Annotated in this window: 16 protein-coding genes; all 16 read left to right on the top strand. The window is 43.9% G+C overall.

The annotated features are described in order from the left end of the window. Positions 1-15: 15 nt before the first annotated feature. A complete protein-coding gene (locus J2Z65_RS26495) occupies positions 16-1611 on the top strand; it encodes an extracellular solute-binding protein (protein ID WP_167052242.1) in 1596 nt (531 codons plus the stop codon). Positions 1612-1640: 29 nt separating this feature from the next. After that, positions 1641-2540 carry a sugar phosphate isomerase/epimerase family protein gene (locus tag J2Z65_RS26490; protein ID WP_167052241.1) on the top strand — a complete coding sequence of 300 codons (900 nt, stop codon included), beginning with the start codon at positions 1641-1643 and terminating at the stop codon, positions 2538-2540. Continuing rightward, a complete protein-coding gene (locus tag J2Z65_RS26485) occupies positions 2528-3223 on the top strand; it encodes a histidine phosphatase family protein (RefSeq protein ID WP_167052239.1) in 696 nt (231 codons plus the stop codon). The genes J2Z65_RS26490 and J2Z65_RS26485 overlap by 13 nt, the downstream gene beginning before the upstream one ends. A gap of 129 nt (positions 3224-3352) precedes the next feature. Next, the gene (locus J2Z65_RS26480) at positions 3353-5077 is read left to right on the top strand and encodes a sensor histidine kinase (protein WP_167052237.1); all 1725 of its coding nucleotides are present in this window, start codon (positions 3353-3355) and stop codon (positions 5075-5077) included. Next, the gene (locus J2Z65_RS26475) at positions 5055-5888 is read left to right on the top strand and encodes a response regulator transcription factor (RefSeq protein WP_167052235.1); all 834 of its coding nucleotides are present in this window, start codon (positions 5055-5057) and stop codon (positions 5886-5888) included. Before J2Z65_RS26480 ends, J2Z65_RS26475 begins: the two co-directional genes overlap by 23 nt. A gap of 119 nt (positions 5889-6007) precedes the next feature. Then, positions 6008-6808 carry a PHP domain-containing protein gene (locus J2Z65_RS26470; RefSeq protein WP_167052234.1) on the top strand — a complete coding sequence of 267 codons (801 nt, stop codon included), beginning with the start codon at positions 6008-6010 and terminating at the stop codon, positions 6806-6808. Between the two features lie 187 nt (positions 6809-6995). Continuing rightward, positions 6996-8072 carry an ABC transporter substrate-binding protein gene (locus tag J2Z65_RS26465; RefSeq protein WP_167052232.1) on the top strand — a complete coding sequence of 359 codons (1077 nt, stop codon included), beginning with the start codon at positions 6996-6998 and terminating at the stop codon, positions 8070-8072. Between the two features lie 98 nt (positions 8073-8170). Continuing rightward, positions 8171-9295 carry an ABC transporter ATP-binding protein gene (locus tag J2Z65_RS26460; protein WP_167052231.1) on the top strand — a complete coding sequence of 375 codons (1125 nt, stop codon included), beginning with the start codon at positions 8171-8173 and terminating at the stop codon, positions 9293-9295. Beyond that, complete coding sequence (locus J2Z65_RS26455) at positions 9288-10940, top strand: ABC transporter permease (RefSeq protein ID WP_167052230.1); 1653 nt, start codon at positions 9288-9290, stop codon at positions 10938-10940. The genes J2Z65_RS26460 and J2Z65_RS26455 overlap by 8 nt, the downstream gene beginning before the upstream one ends. 23 nt (positions 10941-10963) lie before the next feature. Continuing rightward, positions 10964-15349 carry a carbohydrate-binding protein gene (locus tag J2Z65_RS26450; RefSeq protein WP_167052228.1) on the top strand — a complete coding sequence of 1462 codons (4386 nt, stop codon included), beginning with the start codon at positions 10964-10966 and terminating at the stop codon, positions 15347-15349. Positions 15350-15516: 167 nt separating this feature from the next. Beyond that, entirely contained in the window at positions 15517-16581 is a 1065-nt protein-coding gene (locus tag J2Z65_RS26445) for a HupE/UreJ family protein (RefSeq protein ID WP_244999179.1), read from the top strand. Between the two features lie 695 nt (positions 16582-17276). After that, positions 17277-18611 (top strand): ABC transporter substrate-binding protein, encoded by a 1335-nt coding sequence (locus tag J2Z65_RS26440; protein ID WP_167052225.1) that lies wholly within the window; start codon positions 17277-17279, stop codon positions 18609-18611. A gap of 77 nt (positions 18612-18688) precedes the next feature. Continuing rightward, the gene (locus tag J2Z65_RS26435; RefSeq protein ID WP_167052224.1) at positions 18689-19579 is read left to right on the top strand and encodes a carbohydrate ABC transporter permease; all 891 of its coding nucleotides are present in this window, start codon (positions 18689-18691) and stop codon (positions 19577-19579) included. Beyond that, a complete protein-coding gene (locus tag J2Z65_RS26430) occupies positions 19558-20430 on the top strand; it encodes a carbohydrate ABC transporter permease (protein WP_167052222.1) in 873 nt (290 codons plus the stop codon). Before J2Z65_RS26435 ends, J2Z65_RS26430 begins: the two co-directional genes overlap by 22 nt. Positions 20431-20533: 103 nt before the next feature. After that, on the top strand, positions 20534-21241 hold the full coding sequence (locus tag J2Z65_RS26425) for an RraA family protein (protein ID WP_240159454.1): 708 nt from the start codon (positions 20534-20536) through the stop codon (positions 21239-21241). 28 nt (positions 21242-21269) lie between these two features. Further along, positions 21270-21956 carry an RraA family protein gene (locus J2Z65_RS26420; protein WP_240159453.1) on the top strand — a complete coding sequence of 229 codons (687 nt, stop codon included), beginning with the start codon at positions 21270-21272 and terminating at the stop codon, positions 21954-21956. The last annotated feature ends 17 nt before the right edge of the window (positions 21957-21973 follow it).

Raw genomic sequence — 21973 nt, 5'->3', positions numbered from 1 at the left:
CGAGGAGGATTTACGATGAAAATGAAAAAGTGGATGGCCGTATCAATGGGAACGATCATGATTTCATCGCTTCTGGCCGGATGCGGCGACACAGGCAATAAGCCTGAAGCGGAAAAGCCGACAGCAACTTCATCAAATGTGACACAGTCTGGAATGCCTATCGTTAAAGAACCGGTCACAATCAAAGTTTTTTCAGGGAAGCGATTCGCTTCTCAAAATTTGAACGACATCATGCTTTGGAATGAATATAAAAAGTTATCGAATGTCAACGTAGTTTGGAACGATGTGAACCGTGAGCAATTAATAGAGAAAAGAAACATTGTTTTGGCAAGCGGGGACTATCCGGACGCGTTCTATGGAAGCCGGTTTTCAAGCACGGAATTGCTGAAATACGGTCAGCAGGGCGTATTCGTCAAACTCAACGACCTGATCGACAAGTATGCGCCTAATTTAAAACGTATTCTGGAGCAAAACCCTGACATCAAGAAAGCAATCACATTGCCGGATGGGAATATTTACGGACTTCCGACATTAACCGATCCATCGTTCGAAGCCATGCGTTCGGGAAGCTTTATGTGGTACCAGAAATCGCTGCTCGACAAGCTTGGCGTGTTGGAACCCAAAACGACGGATGAGCTGTATAGCTTCCTCAAGCAAGTGAAAGAGAAGGAGCCTAATCTCATTCCGCTTGGCGGCAGTAAAATAGATTCATTAATTCCACTGATCAAGGGTTCATGGGGACTTGGCAACAATGGAGCTTCTCATCCGAACGTAGACACAGATCCGAAATCGGGAGCATTGCGATTTATTCCAGTCTCTACAGAATATAAGGAGATGCTGCAGTATATTAATAAGCTTTACAGCGAGGGACTCCTTGACAAGGAAACGTTCTCAGCCAATACGGACCAGATGATTGCAAACGGAACACAAGGGAAGTATGCGGTTACCCCGGGTTATAATCCCGAAGCAACGTTTAGGCAAAAAGGATATGTCGGCGGATTGACGTTAAAAGGGCCACACGGGGATCAACTATACGCGAATGTGGGATCATTGGTAGGATCGCTAGGGAATTTTGCCATCACCAAAAACAATAAAAATCCAGAGGCCACGATGAGATGGGTCGATTATCTGTACAGCGATGAAGGCGCAAAAATGTTTTTTATGGGCTTCGAAAATGTGACCTACAAAAAAACGGCCGATGGCCAATATGAGTACGTGGATGACATCAAAAACAATCCGAAAGGTTTGACGCAAGATCAAGCAGTCGGGCAATACCTGACCTGGCCTGGCGGCGGTTATCCCGGAATTCTGAAACAGCAATTTTTTAAAGGTTCTGAAGGAATGCCGGCTTCCGTCGAAGCTGTTAAGAAAGTAAATGCACAGTTCGTTAAAGAGGTTTGGCCGCCGTTCACGTACACGCCTGAGGAAGCGGACAAATTGTCGGCATTGCAAACGGATATTAACACCTATGTAACGGAGATGCAAGCCAAATTTATCACAGGAAACGTTCCGTTCACGGAATGGGATAACTATACCGCGAAATTGCAAAAAATGGGTCTGGACGAATATATGAAAATTTATAAAGCTGCTTATGATCGATATAAAAAATAAGAACGGAATTCGGAAGTGGAGCGAATACGATGAAATTATCTACATCATTAAACGTATTTAACAATTCTGTAACTAGAAATGACGCCATTCGAAGATGTGCTGCGGCCGGTTTTGAAGTGTTGGACATGAATTATTGGGATCTGCAGAGCCAGATGCTGCAGGTCAGTTGGAGCGAGGAAGAAACATGGGCGAAGGAAATACGCACACTTGCGGATCAATGCGGAGTTCGGTTCACCCAGATGCACGGGCCTGTTCACGGAGGAGCATTTGCGAACCTCGTTCCAGGGCTGACGCTTGATTCATTTGTCGGCCTCGCGGAGAGATCCCTGCGAACAGCTGCAATTCTAGGCATTCCCTGGGTCGTCTTTCACCCATCCGATATCGCTAAAGACGGGGAAGAAGCATTCCAGGAAGTATTGGACTTCAATGTGAATTTCTACAGCCGTTTAATTCCGGTGCTTGAAGAGACTGGAGTAGGTATCGCGCTTGAAAACACGTGCTATGTTCAAGGCTGCAACCGATTTTTTACGGTTGCTGAGGAGCTCGTCCAACTGATCGATATTCTCGATCATCGTTTGATTGGCGCCTGCTGGGATACAGGTCATGCCCATGTGCACAAGATCGATCATGCATCTGCATTCAGGTTGCTCGGCAGCCGGTTGAAAGCGACTCACATCCATGACAACGATGGCGTTAAAGACCAGCATCTTCTTCCTTATCAAGGCACAATCGATTGGACCAGGCTGGTGGGAACGCTAAAAGAAATCCAGTATAGCGGCGATTTTACCTATGAAGCACATAATGGTGTGAACAAACTTCCTGACGCGATACGGGATGCCGGTCTAAAATTCGCGTACGAGCTGGGCAATTACGTCATCTCGCTCGGAAAAGAAAAAGAGGAACGGAGGAGAATCAAATGCGAATCTTAATTATCCGTCACGCCGATCCCGATTATCCCAATGATACCATTACAGCAGCGGGACATTTGGAAGCGCAGGCGCTCGCTCAAAGGCTGAAAAAAGAAGGGATTGACCGGATTTACTCCTCTCCGGTCAATCGCGCGCTCCATACCATGCAATATACCGCCGAATTGCTCGGAATGGAATCGACCATTGAACCGTGGACCCGCGAATTAGACTTGAATCCTGTGAATGTCGCGGGCAGTAACGTCGCGGCCTGGAATATTCCTGGTGAAACCGTTCGGTCGATCCAGCCATATCCCGGCCATGAAATATGGCCGGAGCGTGCCCCTTATCACGATTACGCAAAGGATTACGAAAAGCTCAAAGCGGATTCCGACGAATTTCTTCGGCGTCATGGGTATGAAAGAGAAGAGGGCAGGTACCGCATGGCGTCGTCTAATCGTGAAACGATCGCGGTATTTTGCCATCATGGTTTTGGGGTGACCTGGCTGGCCCATTTGCTGGAGCTTCCTTTACCGCTAGTTTGGAGCGGATTTTGGCTCCCACCAAGCTCAGTTACCACGATTTTGTTCGAGGAGAGGAGTCAGGACTGGGCAGTCCCACGCTGCACCGGACTGGGCAGCATCGCCCATCTGCATGAGGCGGGGTTGAAGATATCGACGGCCGGACTTTTGGCCAATGATGTTTGAAGCTTGTAGGATATCTGTAAAGCAATGTATTATCCCGGGATTTGTGATTTAGATTGGAAATATAAGGAAATGTAATTGGAGAGGCGAGCGGACGAATAAGTCCTCTTCCTCTTTTCTTAAGGGGAATATATGATAACAAATTACAGGCGCTATAGGGATGATATCAGGAAAACTTTTATTAGTCATGCGCTCATTCCTGTCATCATTATTACATTAGCCAGTTATGTCTTGTCCTTTTCCAGCCTTTACAGGACTATTGTTTCCCGGAACTATACGACCAATTCTCAGGTCGCAGAAACGTTGGATTTTATCATAGGGTATTATCAAAAACAGGCAGCACGATTGTCAACGGATGAAAGAGTACAGTCCTATCTGGAGTTGAAGCAAGCGACGAGCGAAATATATGAAGTGTTTTATGATCTTGTGAATAAAATGGATGTAAAAGCAAATTTCTATATGTTCGATAATAAATTGCAGCCATTAGTACTAAGCTCGAATCATATCCCTGAATATGCCCAGGGTGGAAGTGAGCTTAAGTGGGGATTTGTAAGCAGAATGCTGGAAATGCCTGATAAAGTCATTCTGGCCAGACCGACTACAATGACTGGTGTTCAAACCTTGGTGGTAGGTAAAGCTATTGTAAAAAAGGATGGCTATGTTGCCGGCTTCATCACTTTTGACTTTAATGAAAAAGACTTAGTCAAGCTTATCAGCAAAAATTTCTCGACCAACGTGGTTATAACCGATCAATACGGATATGTGATTGCGAGTGCTAATGAATTGCTGGTCGATCAATTAGGGAAGCTTGACATGATTTTCAGGGACAAGTCGGGGGTTATCAAGTCGAAAGAAGATAGTCATTATGTGACGAGAACGGAAAATTTCGACGGGGAGATTATTATTTATACTCTCACCTCCATCGGTTATTTCAGTTCGCTGCTTATTTTGGCGGGAGTATTGTTGATTTTGCTTTTTGCTGTGCTGACCTGGACGACTTATTTATCTGCAAGAAAAATAGCAGATAGAAAAACCCGGGTCATTGACGATATTGTAAGAGCAATCGAGAATGTTCAAACCGGCAACCTGGATACCAGGCTCAATGTCAATTCGAATGATGAGTTCCAGGTTTTTGCTGAAGCGTATAATCAGATGCTGACGGATATAAAAAACTTGATTGAAGTGAACAAGGAAAAAGCACGGCAAAACGTTTTATCCGAAATTAAACAACTGGAATCCCAATTCAATCCACACTTTCTATTTAACACGCTGGAAATGATTCGATATATGGTAAAAATGGACCCGCCTTCCGTGAATAAGATTATTGTAGGTCTATCCGAATTGTTAAGATATAGCATCAACAATACCATTACAGAGGTTAGTCTGGGAGAAGATGTTGAATATACAAAGAACTATCTATTTATTCAAAAATATCGTTTCGGTGAGAAATTCAATTTTAATTTTGATATTGATGAAGAAACCTTGGCATGCATTGTTCCCAAACTTATCGTTCAGCCGATCATAGAGAATGCAATCAAGTATGGATTTGCAAATCGTCAGACCTTGTCTATACAGATAGAGGCGGCTATAGATAAGGAAAACCTGGTAGTCATCATTACTGATGATGGCGAGGGAATGGAACCAGAAGTTCTGGAAAAAATGAGGGACATTCTTGAACGAAATAAAAACAATACTTCACATGTCGGATTGTTTAATGTCCACAGAAGAGTACAGCTCATGTACGGTGAAAAGTACGGAATTGACATATCTAGTCGGCAGCATGGTGGAACTGTCGTCAAAATCACATTGCCGATCAACAGGGGTGAAGGCGAACATGTTGAAGGTGTTAGTCGTTGAGGATGAAGAGATAATCAGAAGAGGACTTGTTCATACCGTTGACTGGTTGTCTATGGGATGTACCGTTGTGGGAGATGCCGGTGACGGACAGGAAGGACTCCAACTGATCCAGCAGCTTCGACCGGATCTGGTTATTACGGATATCAGGATGCCTGTCATGAACGGGATAGAGATGGTTGAACAAGCTTTGAGAATATTTCCACTCCATAGTATCATCCTGACCAGCTACTCCGAATTTGAATATGCCAAGCGGGCTATTTCACTCAAGGTTTTTGAGTACTTGTTGAAGCCTGTAGATGAAGTAAAGCTTGCTGGAGTAATCGAGAATATAAAGAGAGAGATCAGGCAGGATAAGGTTTTCGATGACATCATCAAAAAAACGAAAAATATCGATGAATTCAATCTAATCGCGTTGGATGTTTATCTTTTTGCCGAAAATAAGCTTAATTATTATGTCAGTGAGACAATCAAGCGAATCAAGAACGATTACCATCAAAAGTTAAGCATTGAAGGTATCGCTGATGAACTGGGTGTTAGTCCTAGTTATTTAAGCCGTAAATTCAAGGAAGCTACCTCCCAAACTTTTTTGGATATCCTTTACAAATACAGGATTCAAAAGGCTGTAGAGCTGCTTGAAACGGGTAAATGCCGAATATATGAAATATCCGATTTGACGGGCTTTAGCGAATACAAGAATTTTTGTAACGTGTTCAAAAAATATACGGGCACCTCCCCCACAGATTTTATGAAGTCTGGCAATTGTGCAGTTGTTATAAATCAGTCAAAGGAAGTCATTGAGGATATGAAATAGTGCAGTGTGCACCTATTGTATAGTGTTCACTTTTACGGATAGTTGTACTCTTTATGGGATTGTTAACAGGGTTTATTTCACTATAATCAGTAATTAAAAGTTTTTAATGGGGGAGAAACATGAAATTCAATTATCATATGCATTCCTGCTATTCTGACGGTACGGACACTCCGGAACAATTAGTCGAGCTAGCCGCAGAGCATGGAATACAATCAATAGCATTAACCGATCACGATACGATTGAGGGCGTAGAGGCCTTCATGGCTGCGGCTGCAGGGACTGATATTGAAGCAATACCCGGTGTGGAGATTTCATCTCGTATCGGACAAAAGTATGTGCATATTCTTGGTTATGGTATAGATACCAAAAGCGCGGAATTGCTCGAATTGCTGAATTCTTTAACTGCGGAAGCTACAGCTTATACGAAGTATGTATTTGAAGGATATGTAGCTGAAAATTACAACTATTCTTGGGAACAAGTGTTGAATCATAATAAGAATAGAAAAGGGTTCTATCTTTCAAGTTTATACGATGCAATGCTGAAGGATGGACTGTTTAGCGACTGGGGAGCCTACTCGAATTTTGTTAGACACTGTTTCCGGTTTGAAGGACAGTGTTATTCTGCTCCGGTTGAGAAAAGCTTCGATGTAATAAAGAAAAGCGGCGGAAAAGCATTTCTGGCCCATCCAAAGCTGATGAAACTGAGCCTGGATGAAGAATATCAGTTTTTTAAACAGCTGAAAGATTTGGGGGTGGATGGCATTGAAGCTTATTATCCTGAACACTCTCCAAAAGAATCCAGTTGGTATGAACTCTGCTGTGAGAGATTGAATTTGGAAGTATCTGGCGGAACCGATTGGCATGGAATGGCTCGTGTTAAATCACCTTTATATTTTTTTGGAAATATTCGTGTCAATTAAATGGATGCTGGGGACAGCTTGCGAGGGTGTTAACGTCTTGCAAGCTGTTTTTTTCGAGTAGCTTTCTGCAAGGATAAATTCTTATACAGTGTTCATTTTTTAGTATAGTTGTACAGTTTCTAGCATTGTTAACCTTACGTCATTTTACTAACATTGAGATGTAACATACTAATGAGGGGGACTAAGGATGAAGAGGATTTTCGTTTTATTGCTAACAGGGTGCTTGGTATTATTAAGCGCCGCTTGCTCAAGCGCAACACCTTCCAGCACTGGGGGACCTGCCAAGGCTGGCACAGAAACTAAGAAACCCGATCAAGAAAATACAAAGAACGAGGGATCTAAAAAGCTTGTCGTTTATACAGGAGCGGCCCAGGATGTCATGAATGTCGTAATTCCGGAATTTGAGGCCAAAACAGGCGTCAAGGTTGAAGTTGTTACAGCAGGCACAGGTGAGCTCCTCAAGAGAATCGAAGCCGAGCAGGCGAACCCGTTGGGTGATGTCGAATGGGGGGGCACTGCATCGGTTGTAGCTCCCAAACAACAATTATTCGAACCTTACAAGTCGCAAAATGAAAACGCTACAATTAATATTGCTTGGAATACTGAAGGATCGATTACCCGTAATAACATGATTCCGATGGTTCTTTTAGTGAACAAGAATCTGATTGGCGATATCAAAATTGAAGGCTATGCGGATCTACTCAATCCGAAGCTGAAAGGTAAAATAGCATTCTCTGATCCTGCCAAATCATCAACGGGCTTGACTCATATCGAAAATATGCTTTTTACCATCGGAGCAGAGGATCAGAATAAGGGTTGGGAATATATCAAAAGCCTGACTAAGAATCTTGGTGGTAAGCTTCTCGCAAGTTCATCCGCAGTGCCTAAGGGTGTTGCTGATGGGGAGTATGTTGTTGGATTGACGCATGAAGAGTTGGCATCCGCTGCTGTAAGACAAGGCTCTCCGGTAGAGATTGTTTATATGAAAGAGGGGGTTGTCGTATCCCCGGGTACCGTACAGATCATTAAGGGTGCAAAAAATATGGAAAACGCTAAAAAGTTTGTTGATTTCCTGACATCCAAAGATTTGCAAACCATAACAGCGAACAAACTCAATATGCGTGCAACAAGAAACGATGTTCCCGCACCGCCAGGATTAAAACAGACTTCAGAATTCAAGGTTATTCAAGAAGATCTTAAGGCCGTACAAGCAAACAATCAGGCTTGGCTCGACAAATTTAAGGATGTTTATACAAGCAACTAAGAGGAATTAGGAAACATATAAAAATATTGGGCTAGGAGAACCATTTAAGCCTGTGACAGTCTTGTGTAGCGGGCTTATATGGTAAGGAGGGAATCAACATGAGTGTAGCAATCCATGTAAATCATATTACAAAGAAATACGATAACGGCAATATAACAATCATTCCCGATCTTTCGGTTAAAATTAAGAATGGTGAATTTTTTACACTTTTGGGGCCATCCGGTTGCGGAAAAACTACGCTACTTAGAATGATTGCAGGGTTTAACTCTATAGAGGCAGGAGAAATCTCGTTTGACGATACAATCATCAACAGTATACCAGCCCATAAAAGAAATATCGGAATGGTATTCCAAAATTATGCCATCTTCCCTCACTTGACAGTACAGCAAAATGTAGAATACGGCTTAAAGCTCAGGAAACTACCCAAAAACGAGATTCAGAAAAAAACAGATGAAATTATGAAAGTTGTAAAAATCGATCAGTACAAAGATAGACTTCCGGAGAAACTTTCCGGCGGCCAGCAGCAGCGCGTAGCGCTGGCAAGATCGATTGTCATTCGTCCTAGTGTGCTTCTGATGGATGAACCGCTGTCGAATCTGGATGCCAAGCTGAGAGTTGATATGAGAACAGCGATCAGGGATATACAAAAAGAAGTAGGTATCACCACTGTCTACGTTACCCATGATCAAGAGGAAGCCCTAGCTATATCAGACCGAATTGCTGTTATGAAGGATGGCGTCATTCAACAAGTGGGCAAACCACGGGATATTTACACCCGTCCGGCCAACATATTTGTATCAAGCTTTATTGGCCATTCCAACTTCTTTAAAGGACATATCGAGTTGAAAGGGAATGAAAAACGGATCGTGTTCAAGGATGGCTTCAGTTTGGCGATGCCTAATCTGGTGGATGCGGTGAAAGACGGTCAAAGCATTATTATCACGGTCAGACCTGAAGAATTCACCATTGCGGATAACGGCTTGAAAGCAACAATTAATAAAAGTACTTTCCTCGGCCAGTATATCAATTATGAGGTACACTTCAATGATGACATGATGATGGAAGCAGGTCTGTCTAGTGAATTCGTTCAGGACTTGGGCAATGCAAACAAATTTTACGAATTGAAGGAAACGCTTTATCTTGCTCCTAAGAGTGAAAAAATTAATGTGTTTACCGAAGACGGAGAACAGAGCTTAATCAAGGATGTGAGAAAATATGACTAGACTCAAGCTCAAACTTGATTTCTGGACAATAATAACCTTGGTAATAGCCGTATTATTCTCCTTATTTCTAATATATCCTTTGTTTTCATTGTTCATAAGCGGGTTTAAAGATGCTGTATCAGGAGCATTTACATTCAATAATTTCATTAAATTTTTTCAGAAAAAATATTATTATCAAGGTCTTATCAATAGTTTTATGATTACATCTCTTGTAACCGTTCTCTCAGTCTTGATCGGCGCCCCATTGGCCTATTTAATGACTGCGTACAAGATCAAGGGTAAAAAGCTGATTGAGATTCTGATCATTATCTCCTTGATGTCTCCGCCATTTATCGGAGCGTACTCCTGGGTGCTTCTGAGCGGACGCAGCGGCGTGCTTACTAAATTCTTTGAAAGTATAGGTATTCATATGCCAAGCATTTATGGCTTTGGCGGGATTTTGCTGGTATTAACTTTAAAATTGTATCCCTTTATCTATCTCTATGTATCAGGAGCATTGAAAAAGGTTGATGTATCTCTTAGCGAAGCTGCCGAAAGCTTGGGATGCAATGCGGTTAAGAAAGTATTTACTATCATGCTGCCATTGATCGGACCAACATTGCTTGCCGGTTCGCTCTTGGTATTTATGAATGCACTTGCGGACTTCGGTACTCCAATGCTTATTGGTGAAGGATTTAATGTAATGCCTGTCATGATCTATTCCGAGTTTATCAGCGAAGTGGGAGGACAGGCAAATTTTTCAGCGGCAATGGCTACACTTATGGTATTCATTACAGCTTTGTTATTTTTAGGCCAAAAATATATTGTCAATAAAAAATCATTTACAATGAGTTCTTTGAGGCCCATCCAGCCTTCGAGTTTCAAAGGGATTAGGGGAATTCTGGCACATGCCGCAATTTATTTTGTCGTTTTACTTGCTATAATTCCGCAGTTGACGGTTTTTATTACTTCCTTCCTCGAGACCAAAGGCTCTCGGTTTATAGCGGCTTTTTCAATGGAGAGCTATAAGCAGGTTGTAACTACACTTTGGAAATCGATAACCAATACTTATCTGTTAGGTTTGGCAGCGATCCTGCTTATTGTCTTATTGGGAATGTTCATCGCGTATTTATCAACCAGAAAGAAAAACGTACTCACCTCAATCATCGATGCCACTACCATGTTTCCGTATATTTTACCGGGGTCGGTACTTGGTATAACACTTCTTCTGGCTTTTAATAAGAAGCCGTTGCTGCTGAGCGGAACGATTACGATTATGATTATTGCCTATATCGTAAGAAGGCTTCCATATACCCTTCGGTCCAGTGCGGCAATCCTATACCAGTTAAGTCCGAGTATGGAGGAAGCTTCGATCAGTTTAGGGTGTTCGCCTGTGAAAACATTCTTTAAGGTTACGGCAGTCATGATGATGCCAGGTGTGCTTGCCGGAGCGATTTTAAGTTGGATAACCGTTATTAACGAATTAAGCGCATCGATTATCCTGTATACCGGTAGCACCAAAACGATGTCGGTTGCCATCTATACGGAAGTCGTCAGGTCGAGCTACGGAACGGCGGCAGCGATATCAAGTATTCTTACTGCCACAACCATTATATCACTATTGATTTTCTTCAAACTGTCAGGAAGCAGATCGGTTAGTGTATAAGCAGATAAAAGGAGTTGAAAATTATGGTTAAGTTAACGAAGTTACGCAAGTCAGTATTTTCACTCATCCTGATCTTCTCACTCTTGATCAGCAGTTTTGGCTACACGCCGCCGGTGCATGCGGCAAACGACGCTTATAGTTTGATCGAAGCGGAAAGCTTTAGTTCCAAGTCAGGGTCCTATCTTAAGATCGAAAGTAGTCCGGATGGCGGACAAAGCGTAGGAGGAACGAATGACGGACAGTATCTGGTTTATAACAATTTAGACTTTGGCAGTGGTACGAATGGCGCTACCAAATTTAGCGCAAGACTTTCAGTCAAGGGATCTAATGCAGGCGGGAATATTGAAATCAGGCTTGACAGTCCGACTGGTACCTTAGCGGGAACACTTGCAGTCACAGCTACAGCAACCGACAACTGGAATGTTTATCAGACGCAATCCGCCGATCTCGCCAACGTTATTGGAGTTCATGACGTGTATCTTGTATTGAAGGTAGAGGCGGGAAAAACGTATGTAGCGAACATCAACTGGGTTCAGTTTTCTAAAACGTTGAACAGCATTGCGATTACGACAATGCCAAACAAGTTAGCTTACTCGGTTGGAGAAAGCCTTGACATTACGGGCATCGTAGTTACCGGCAGCTACATGGACGGTTCGACAAGAACGGAAGAAGTCAGAGTTTCAGATATAAGCGGCTTCAACAGCTCGACAGCGACGGCCAGTCAGACACTGACCGTAGGCGTACGGGGCAAGACAGCAACCTACATCGTAAGGATCGGCGGTAATAGCGCATATTCGGTAACGGAAGCAGAAAGCTTCAGTTCCAAGTCAGGCGATTACCTGAAGGTCGAGTCCTGTCCGGATGGCGGACAAAGTGTGGGAGGCACGAATGATGGCCAATACTTAGTCTATAACAATATTGACTTCGGAACTGGTTCTAATGGAGCTACGAAATTCAGTGCAAGACTTTCTGTCAAGGGATCCAATGCCGGCGGCAATATTGAAGTCAGGCTTGACAGTCCGACTGGTACTCTAGCGGGGACGCTTGCCGTTACAGCTACAGCTCCAGACAACTGGAATGTGTATCAGACGCAATCTACCGATCTCGTTAACGTTACCGGTGTTCATAACGTATACCTTGTATTAAAAGTGGCAACGGTAAAAACTTTTGTAGCGAACATCAACTGGTTTCAGTTTTCTAAGACGTTGAACAGCATTGCCGTTACAACACCGCCGACAAAGACTTCATATCGTATCGGTGAGAGCCTTGATCTCACAGGCCTAGCAGTTACCGGTACATACATTGACGGTTCGACAAGAGTGGAGCAAGTTAGAGTTTCCGATGTGAGCGGATTCAACAGTTCGACAGCAGCGGCCAGCCAGAAATTGACCGTCAACGTACGCGGCAAGACAGCAACGTTTACGGTTGAGATCAAGTCGAAGACGCTAACAAGCATTACATCGCCTGCCGCAATTACCGGCGTCGTCAATGGAACTGCGCCAACACCTGCGGCGCTTGGGTTGCCTAGCACAGTCGTTCTGGTGACCGATAACGGCAATGTGAATACGTTTGTAAACTGGAATATAGCCGCTTCAGGTTACAATACTGCTGTAAAGACCGGGCAAAGTTTTACGGTACCAGGCACGGTAGATCTGCCGTCGAGCATTTCAAATCCGAATAATGTCCCATTGTCAATAAGCGTTAATGTAACGGTTCTTGCTGCGGCATCGCCGGATAAGGATACCAGCTATAAATTCAGCTTTATGGCCTTTTCCGATACTCACGGAACCGTTCAAGGCGATCCTCGCGATATTGCACTTGATAATGCTATGAAAGATGCTGTGAGCAATAATGCGGGATCTGTAAGTGTTGCTGGAGATATTACCGATTATGGAACCGATGCGCAGTATGATGTAGTCATGAATACCATGAACAAGTATCCTCAGGTGGAGAAAAATTTTGCCTATGGGAACCATGATGTAAGATGGCTTGGCGGATACGAGATTGCAAAAAGTAGATTTATGACGCATACAGGAATGCCGGGCATTTATTTTGATAAGTGGATAAATGGCTACCACTTCATCTATCTGGGATCGGAGACGGACGATAAGGACAGTGCCTATATGTCGGATACTCAGTTGGAGTGGTTAAAGGCGAAGTTAGCTGAGAATGCAAGCAAGGACAAACCGATATTTTTGTTTATCCATCAGCCATTAAAGGATACGGTGTCCATGTCGCATGCAAATGAAGGATATTTTAGCGACGAGGCTCAGGATCAGAAGGTTAAGGACATTGTGGGACAATATCCTCAAAGCATTTTAATAACAGGGCATTTGCATAATGATATAAAGATTCCGGGTAACTTGTATAACGAACAATACTTTACAATGATCAGAGACGGAGCAGTTGTTGTTACTTCCAATCCGAATCAGCCGGGCGCCCAAGCGTTAATTTTTGACATTTATGCCGACAAGATTGTCATAAATGGAAGGGACGTCAACACAAGGAGTACGATCGCTTCCTGGACCATCACTAATTATACAACGGATGCTCTTTCGGCAGATACGCAAGCACCGACCGTGCCTACCAATGTCACATCGAAGGTCGTAACAGATACGATGGTCACTTTGTCATGGGATAAGGCTACGGATAATTTTAATGGAAATGTAGGCGTTATTGGCTACGATGTTTATAACGGCAATACCTTGATTGGATCGACAACAGGAAGTACGAGCTATAAAGTGACAGGGCTAACCGCTAATACAGCTTATCAATTTATTGTAAAAGCCAGGGACAAGGCTGGGAATGCTTCAGCTGCAAGCAGCCCGTTCAATGTGACCACGTTAGCCTATGATCCTGCTGCGACGAATCTTGTTCTGAACAAGACGGCTACATCCAATGGGAATGTGACGGGATACGATCCTTCCAAGGCGATCGATGGAAAGACATTAAGCGGCAGCAAATGGTCTTCATCTACGAACGGAGACAAGTGGCTGATGGTCGATCTTGGGCAAAATTATAATATTGCGAGATGGGTAGTTAAGCATGCGGGAGAAGGTGGGGAGACCGCATCGCTGAATACACGAGATTATAAGCTTCAGGGAAGTCTGGATGGATCGGTCTGGAAAGACCTTGATTCAATAATAGGCAATGTTTCGAACAGCTCGGACAGGTATATAGCAATATCCACCGTAAGATATGTTCGGCTCTACATTACAAACGGACAAAATGCTTTTGAAAATGAAGCAGTAAATATTTATGAATTTGAAGTCTATGGGGCGATCTCGACAACGCTTCAGAGCATCACAGCGCCAGCAACGGTTATAGGATTGGCAAACGGAACAGCGAAGACCGCAGAAGCACTTGGATTGCCTCCATCAGTCGTCATGACAACCAGTCGTGGAAATGTGAATGCAGATGTAGCATGGAGTGTGGTGACATCAGACTACGATCCGGCAGTAAAGACCGAGCAGACCTTCATGGTTGATGGCACCGTATCCCTGCCGGCAGGGGTAGCTAATCCCAACAATATACCATTAACAACAAACATTAGTGTAACAGTAAATGCAGTCGTGAAATCACTGAATGCGGTATTGTCGGGCAATGACAAGACCATTGCAGGTGCATCGTTTGATTTGACTTATGGCTTGCAGAATGTGGTTGCGACTATCTATGCCCAGGATTTGACTATCAATTATGATCCGGCGAAAGTGGAATTCGTTTCAGCGAATTCGCTGAGAGACGGATTCGTCATCGTGGAACAGAAAGACGACAAAGCGGGTCAAGTCCGCCTGCTTGCAGCAAGCATTGGCGATGGTAAAGGTGTGAATACGGACAGCGATCTGCTGGTACTGCATTGGAAAGCCAAATCATCATTACAAACCGCTTCAGCGATTTTTACGATTGCCAATACGAAGGTTGCAGACGGTACCGGTGCGGAAATCCAATTGAATGACGTATCCCACAGCACCCAAATCATTGCCGTGACAAGTAAGGATGAACTGAAAGCCTTGATCGGCGATGCCCAGCGCACGAACGACGGCGCAGTAGAAGGCACTCAGCCGCATCAATATCCTACCGGCTCCAAAGCTATCCTGCAGGCTGCCATCAACAAGGCTAAAGTTGTAGCGGATAATGAAATGGCTTCGCAGCAACAAGTTGACCAAGCGGTTGTCGATCTGAATACGGCGCTGCAAACGTTCAGAGACTCGGTTATTCAGCGAATATCGGAAGATATTAACGACGACGGTATCATTTCCATAGGCGACTTGGCCATCGTGGCCCGATATTACGGTATAACCTCCGCTGATCCGAAATGGGAGATGGCTAAGATTGCGGACATCGATGGTAACGGTATCATTGAGATCATCGATCTGTCGATGGTAGCAAGTAAAATTCTCGCTAACTAGAGCTTGATATAGATCTCGTTCGTGAATTTGAAGTGTATGGACGGTAATGCTTGAGAAGGATGGCCATTTGGTGTCATCCTCCTTCCAAGCAATAAAGTTGCCGGATGAGAGCTGTACCGGGCTAAAAAAGAGGATGGTGTCCAATCGAAATGATCCTTCTAAGGAAAATGATAATATGGCTATCGATCATGGTAGGTTGGTGCTCAATTCAACTGCCGGCTGAAGCGCATCAGCTCAATAAAGGCTACTCGCAAATTACGATTGAAGGCCGTCAAGCAGTCTACGAGCTGTTTCTTCCTGAAGAGGAATTGCCGTTTATCGATGCCAATGAAGATAAGCATGTGACAGCGGAGGAGCTTGCCACCGGCCGGGACCGGCTCGCCGATTATGTACGGCAGCATGTAGAGCTGAAGCGGGACGATGAAACGTTGGCCTATCGCTTCGTCTCAGCGAAGCTTTCCGACCAGGGGGAAAACCCCGGCATTACGATGCATTTGGAGTATACTTCGAGACTAGCAATTGGCGATCTTACTGTTCGTTATACGGCGATATTTGACGATATCGACCAGAATCACGTGAATTTCTTAACAATAGTGAATGGCGATGATGTGGTAGATACTTTGTTTGAAACGGGAACCCGCATGCATCAGTACAAGAGCTCGGGCAACGGCAGTGCCCTCCCGACGCTCCTTCAGTACGCCTGGCTTGGAATAAAGCACATATGGACGGGCTATGATCATCTATTGTTTCTGCTCAGCCTGCTTATTCTCGCTGCCGGGTGGCGGGATGTACTGCGAATTGTAACGGCGTTTACCGCCGCACACAGCGTAACGCTGCTGCTGACGGCAACGGAAGCGATTCGAGTCAACTCGCGCCTAGTCGAGATCGCCATCGCTCTTTCCATCGCGTATGTGGCAGCGGAAAATTGGTTCATACGCAGGAAGGCGAACACCCCTCGTTACCGGTGGCTGCTCACATTTGCCTTCGGTCTCGTTCATGGGATGGGGTTCGCCGGTGCGCTACAGGAGACAGGGTTGCCGAGCCGTTATTTTATCGGTTCGCTGCTCAGCTTCAATGTAGGTATTGAATTAGGTCAATTGGCTATCGTCGCAGTGATACTGCCTTTTCTTCTGCGATCTCGCTTGCAGAAATGGTATTCGCCGTTTGTTCTCGGCTTGTCTGCCGTTATCTTCGTGTTCGGTGTGGCATGGGCGATCGAGCGTGCCTATTAGCCGTGACGAGCGATTATAGTTTTAAGAAAAAGGGGTTGTGGTGCAAAGTTCTAATCCATGATACCATGATAATCGAAGTCATGCATATGCTAAGGAAAGGGCAGGTCGAATGCAATCATTCGTCTGTCCTTTCTTCAGTTGAATTAATCAACAAATTGTTTGGTTTGACAGCATAATCAAACAACGAAATCGTGGATATCTTTGATCAATTTTAATTGTTGCACCAAAACCGTTTGCGGGATGTGTCAGTATAGAGAGTAAAAGTTTAATAAAGCAAGCTTAATCCGTGAGATTGATTAGGGGTTAGGCTTGCTTTTATTCGTTCAATCCATTTAAGCGTCAGTAGCTCAACTACAACCTCAGCCCAACTATCGTGTTTTGTAGGAGCAAACTCCTTTTGTTCTGGGCGGGGCTAGGAAATCGATTTAGTGTATCGATTTCCTGTTGACAATACCGGATAGTTTGTTTTAAAATAAGTTAAGAAATCGATTAACTAAATCGATTAACTAATAATACGAACCTCACATGAACTTACTGCAAAGCAATGAAGTACAAACTGATTTTCCCTCCATCCAGACTTCCCACAACAAAAACGATCTTTGATGAATGATCTAGGCTATTTCACAAACCATGAATCGAATTGGTTAATGAAAAAGTGTGGATAAATGAGTTAGCCAAAAAAAGGAGGGCTTTAAATGAAGAAATTGAAAGCGCTTTTATTCATTCCTCTAATATCAGCTTTAGGATTAACAGCATGCAGCAGTAATAGCTCCACACCTGCTACCACCAACTCATCGGCAGCTCCGGCAGCGACGGTGGGGGCCAAAAGTGAAGAAAAGATATCCATCCGCTTCGCTTGGTGGGGGGATGGGAAGCGTCATGAGAAGTATAATGCCATTGCAGATATGTATGAGAAGCAACATCCCAATGTGAAAATCGTAAGGGAGTTTGGCTCTTTTACTGATTACTGGGATAAAATGGCGACCCAAACAGCAGGCGGGAATATGCCTGATGTGGTCGGAATGCATGCGACTTATGTTGCGGACTATGCACGTCGGAATACGCTGCTCGATTTGGGGTCTTACGTTCAAGATGGCACAATCAATCTGAAAGACTTCCCCGAAGCGGTGCAGACAGCTGGCAAAGTAAATGGAAAAACAGTCATGGTCGCACAAGGTGTAACGATGACCGGTTGGGAATATAACACCGCCATGTTTGATAAATTAGGTGTCAAATACCCTGATTACAACTGGACGTGGGATGATTTTACCGCTAAGGTGACTGAGCTTCAGAAGGCAATCAAAGACCCGGGGGTCTGGGCTTCTGGCGATAACAGTAACGATATTACAGGTCTTCAGGTATTTGCCCGTCAAAGAGGGAAGGAACTGTTCACGGCGGAAGGCAAACTGGGAGTAAACAAAGAGGATATGGTCGCATGGTTCTCCATTTGGGATAAACTGCGCAAAATTAAGGCGATTCCGGATGCGGCTACTACAGAGCAATATTTAACGGTATCTCTTGATCAAGGTTTGTTTGTTAAAGGTAAGCTTGCGCTCACGGTATTCCCATTCAATCAGATTCCGCTCTATCAAAACTACATCAAAGATGGCGAGGTCCGCGCGGTTCGCAGACCGACAGATCCGATGGGCAAGGAAGGGGAGTTTGTTGAAGGCGCTTACCTAGCTGTATCTGCCAATTCAAAGCAAGCAAAAGTAGCTTCTAGCTTCATCGATTTCTTTGTCAACAATGAAGAAGCCGAGAAGGTGTTTAAACTGGAACAGGGCGCGCTCGGTTCGACGAAGGGGAATGAAACAATAAAGCCGCTGCTTTCTCCGGCTGAGCAAAGAACAACGGAAGCGATTCAAACGAGTCTCAAGACAGCGGGTCAACTTCCACTTCCACCGGCAGGTCAAGGCGCGGTTCGTACGCTTCTCACGGAAACTGCACAATCCGTTGCCTTTGGGAAAAGCACGATTGATCAAGGAGCCATGGATTTTATCGATAAAGCAACAACTATATTAAATAAATAATATTTATACCATTCATTCTTGCGGTCGGATGTTAACGATATTAGGGTACATCTGGCCGCAATCTTGGGAGTGAAATCATGACGGCCATTAAGACGTTCTGGAAAAACAACTGGATAGGTTATTTATTTTTGACGCCATGGCTGATTGGATTGATTGGTTTAAGCGCATTTCCAATGGGTTTTTCGCTTTACTTGGCATTCACCAATTACGATTTGTTCTCTTCGCCGAAGTGGATTGGTCTTAGTAACTTTATAGAGATGTTTCATGACAAAAAATATATCAGCAGCGTAAAAGTAACAATTAGTTACGTACTGATGGCTGTTCCGCTTGCGCTTTCTTTTGCTTTAGCCGTTGCACTTCTCCTGAACAAGGGAATACGAGGAATAAGAATATATCGGGCTATTTATTATGTGCCGTCATTATTTGGGGGAAGTGTGGCCATTGCGTTGTTATGGCGGCAAATTTTTGGCGGTGAAGGTTTGATTAACAAGATTCTGCACTATTTGGGTGCAGAGGGTTTGAACTGGATTGCCACCCCAAGCACTGCGCTTTACACTTTGATTATTTTGTCAACGTGGCAATTCGGTTCTGCGATGGTTATTTTTCTGGCAGGTTTAAAACAAATTCCGATTGATTTATATGAATCAGCGAAAATCGATGGGGCAGGTACCTTCAGGCAATTTACAAATATTACATTTCCAATGCTGACCCCTATTCTATTTTTCAATCTTGTCATGCAAATCATTCATGCCTTTCAGGCGTTCACACCTGCTTTTATCGTAAGCGGCGGGTCTGGCGGTCCATTGAATTCCACCTTGTTCTATACCCTGTATTTGTATCAGAAAGGCTTCGCTCAATTTGACATGGGCTACGCAGCAGCTATGGCCTGGATGCTGCTCATCACCATTGCGCTTGTTACATCGCTGCTCTTCGTTACATCGAGGAAATGGGTCTATTATCAAGAATAGGGGTGATCCCTTTGGTCAAGAGCAGAGCATCCCATTATGCTCTCCATGTATGCATTATAGCCGGGTGTGTAATTATGATTTATCCGCTGTTATGGATGTTCATAAGTTCGTTCAAAGAAAATACGGAAATTTTTACGAATACCTCATTAATTCCGAGTAAAATCACATTTGAAAACTATAAGCAAGGATGGGCAGGCCTGTCCGGAGTTACATTCGGTCAATTTTTTCTGAATACTTTTTTTCTAGTTGCTATGTGCATAATTGGAAATTTGATTTCCTGCTCAATGGCAGCTTACGCCTTCGGACGACTACACTTTTTTCTTAAACAAGCGTTTTTCGCTATTATGCTCATGACTTTAATGCTGCCTTTTCACGTGACTGTAATTCCGCAATATATCATGTTTAATAAATTTGGCTGGATCAATACCTATTTGCCTTTAATTCTCCCGAAGTTTCTGGGGGTTGAAGCATTCTTCATTTTTTTAATCGTGCAGTTCATTCGCTCCCTTCCTCGAGAATTAGATCAAGCAGCTGAAATTGACGGTTGCGGTCCTATTAAAATGTATTGGTATATCATGATTCCACTTACGGTTCCAGCACTAATGACGACCTCGATCTTTACGTTTATTTGGACCTGGAATGATTTCTTTAGTCAGCTTCTGTATATCAGCGATATTCAACTATTTCCGATTGCTCTAGCGCTCAGAATGTTTACGGATTCCATGGGGGATAACTCCTGGGGAGCTTTGTTTGCAATGTCGATCTTATCCCTTATTCCTGTATTTGCAATGTTCATCTTCTTCCAGAGATATCTGATCGAGGGCATTTCTACAGGCGGACTGAAGGGGTAGAAGATTGCCTTTTAGAAAGCATGGCGGCTGATTTTTGTTCCTTAAAGATGTACACCATTTTTAGGGATGAAAATATAAATTTAGGCATTGGAGAGTGAGCTAAATGAGCAAGGACTATATGTCCAAAGAGGAAAGACAGAATTTGTTGGCGTTGTACAAAGATTTGCGTGTGGCCGACGTGCGGGATGGCATGGATTGGAACATGAAGCATCATTATGGTACGGTTCATCATGAAATCCGTCCGCTTTACCGTACAAGAGCGGTAGGTATTGCGCAAACCTCCAGATACATTCCTTATCAGGGTGAAATACCTAAAATGGCGCCAGATGAATATACAGAGTGGGCAAAATGGTATTACGCCAACATCACGAATAATAAAGGAATGAAAGCTTCCGAACCAGGTGATTTCGTCGTTATTGATCAGAGCGGTGTTGATGTAGGGATTCTTGGCTCTAATAATTCTTTGCAATACTTCTCGCAAGGAGCGGTTGGTTTTATTACGAACGGCGGTGTTCGTGATACGGATGAACTTATTATGCAGGAAGTTCCGGTCTGGTCCAAATTTATCTCCCAAAAAATGAATCAGGGTCGAATCCAATTCGATGCGAACGATGTGCCAGTCAATATCGGAGGCGTTGTTGTACATCCGGGCGATGTGATCGTAGCAGACGGAGATGGCGTCATTGTTGTACCGAGAAAAATCGCTGTAGAAGTAGCTAAATACGCTCATCAGGAATTAAAGAGCGATAAAGCAGGCAGACGCAGAATATATGAAGCGATGAATAGAGAATTGGATCACACAGTCATTTAACAAATACATATTGAAGGGATGAATGAACATGGACGACAGAGATAAAATTTTGGAACTATATAAAGATCTTAGGGTTGCAGATGTGCGCGATGGAATGGATTGGAATATGATGCATCATTACGGGTCCGTACATTATGAAATTCGCCCGCTGTTCAGAACCCGGGTAGTTGGCATTGCCCGGACAGCCAGATATGTGCCTTATGAAGAAGCCGTGCCGAGTATGACTCCTGATGAATATACGGATTGGGCAAAATGGTACTATAAAGAAGTATGCTATGATCCTTGGCATAAGAGCATTACGAACGGCGACTTCATGGTCATTGACCAAAGCGGTGTTGACGTGGGAATACTTGGCTCTAATAATACGCTAGGCGGTATTAAAGACGGGATCGTCGGTTATCTCTCGAACGGCGGAGTACGGGATACCGACGAGGTTATTTTGCAGGGGGTACCGGTCTGGTCCAAATTCATTTCACAAAAAATGGATCAAGGCCGTATCCGTTTCGACGCATTAGATGTGCCCGTCAACATCGGAGGCGTAGTCATTCGAACAGGAGACGTTGTTGTAGCAGACGGTGACGGCGTTATCGTCGTACCTAGAAAACTTGCCTACGAGGTGGCGAAGTATGCCCATCAGGAGCTGAAAAGCGATAAAGCGGGACGGAAAAGAATATATGAGGCCATGGGCAGAGCCCTTGATCATACGGTTATTTAATAGAGACAATATTTCAG

Origin of the sequence: Paenibacillus aceris, assembly GCF_017874035.1 — a bacterium.
Lineage (GTDB): Bacteria > Bacillota > Bacilli > Paenibacillales > NBRC-103111 > Paenibacillus_E > Paenibacillus_E aceris.
The sequence above is the reverse complement of the archived record's forward strand: the minus strand, read 5'-3'. Positions and strand labels throughout refer to the sequence as shown.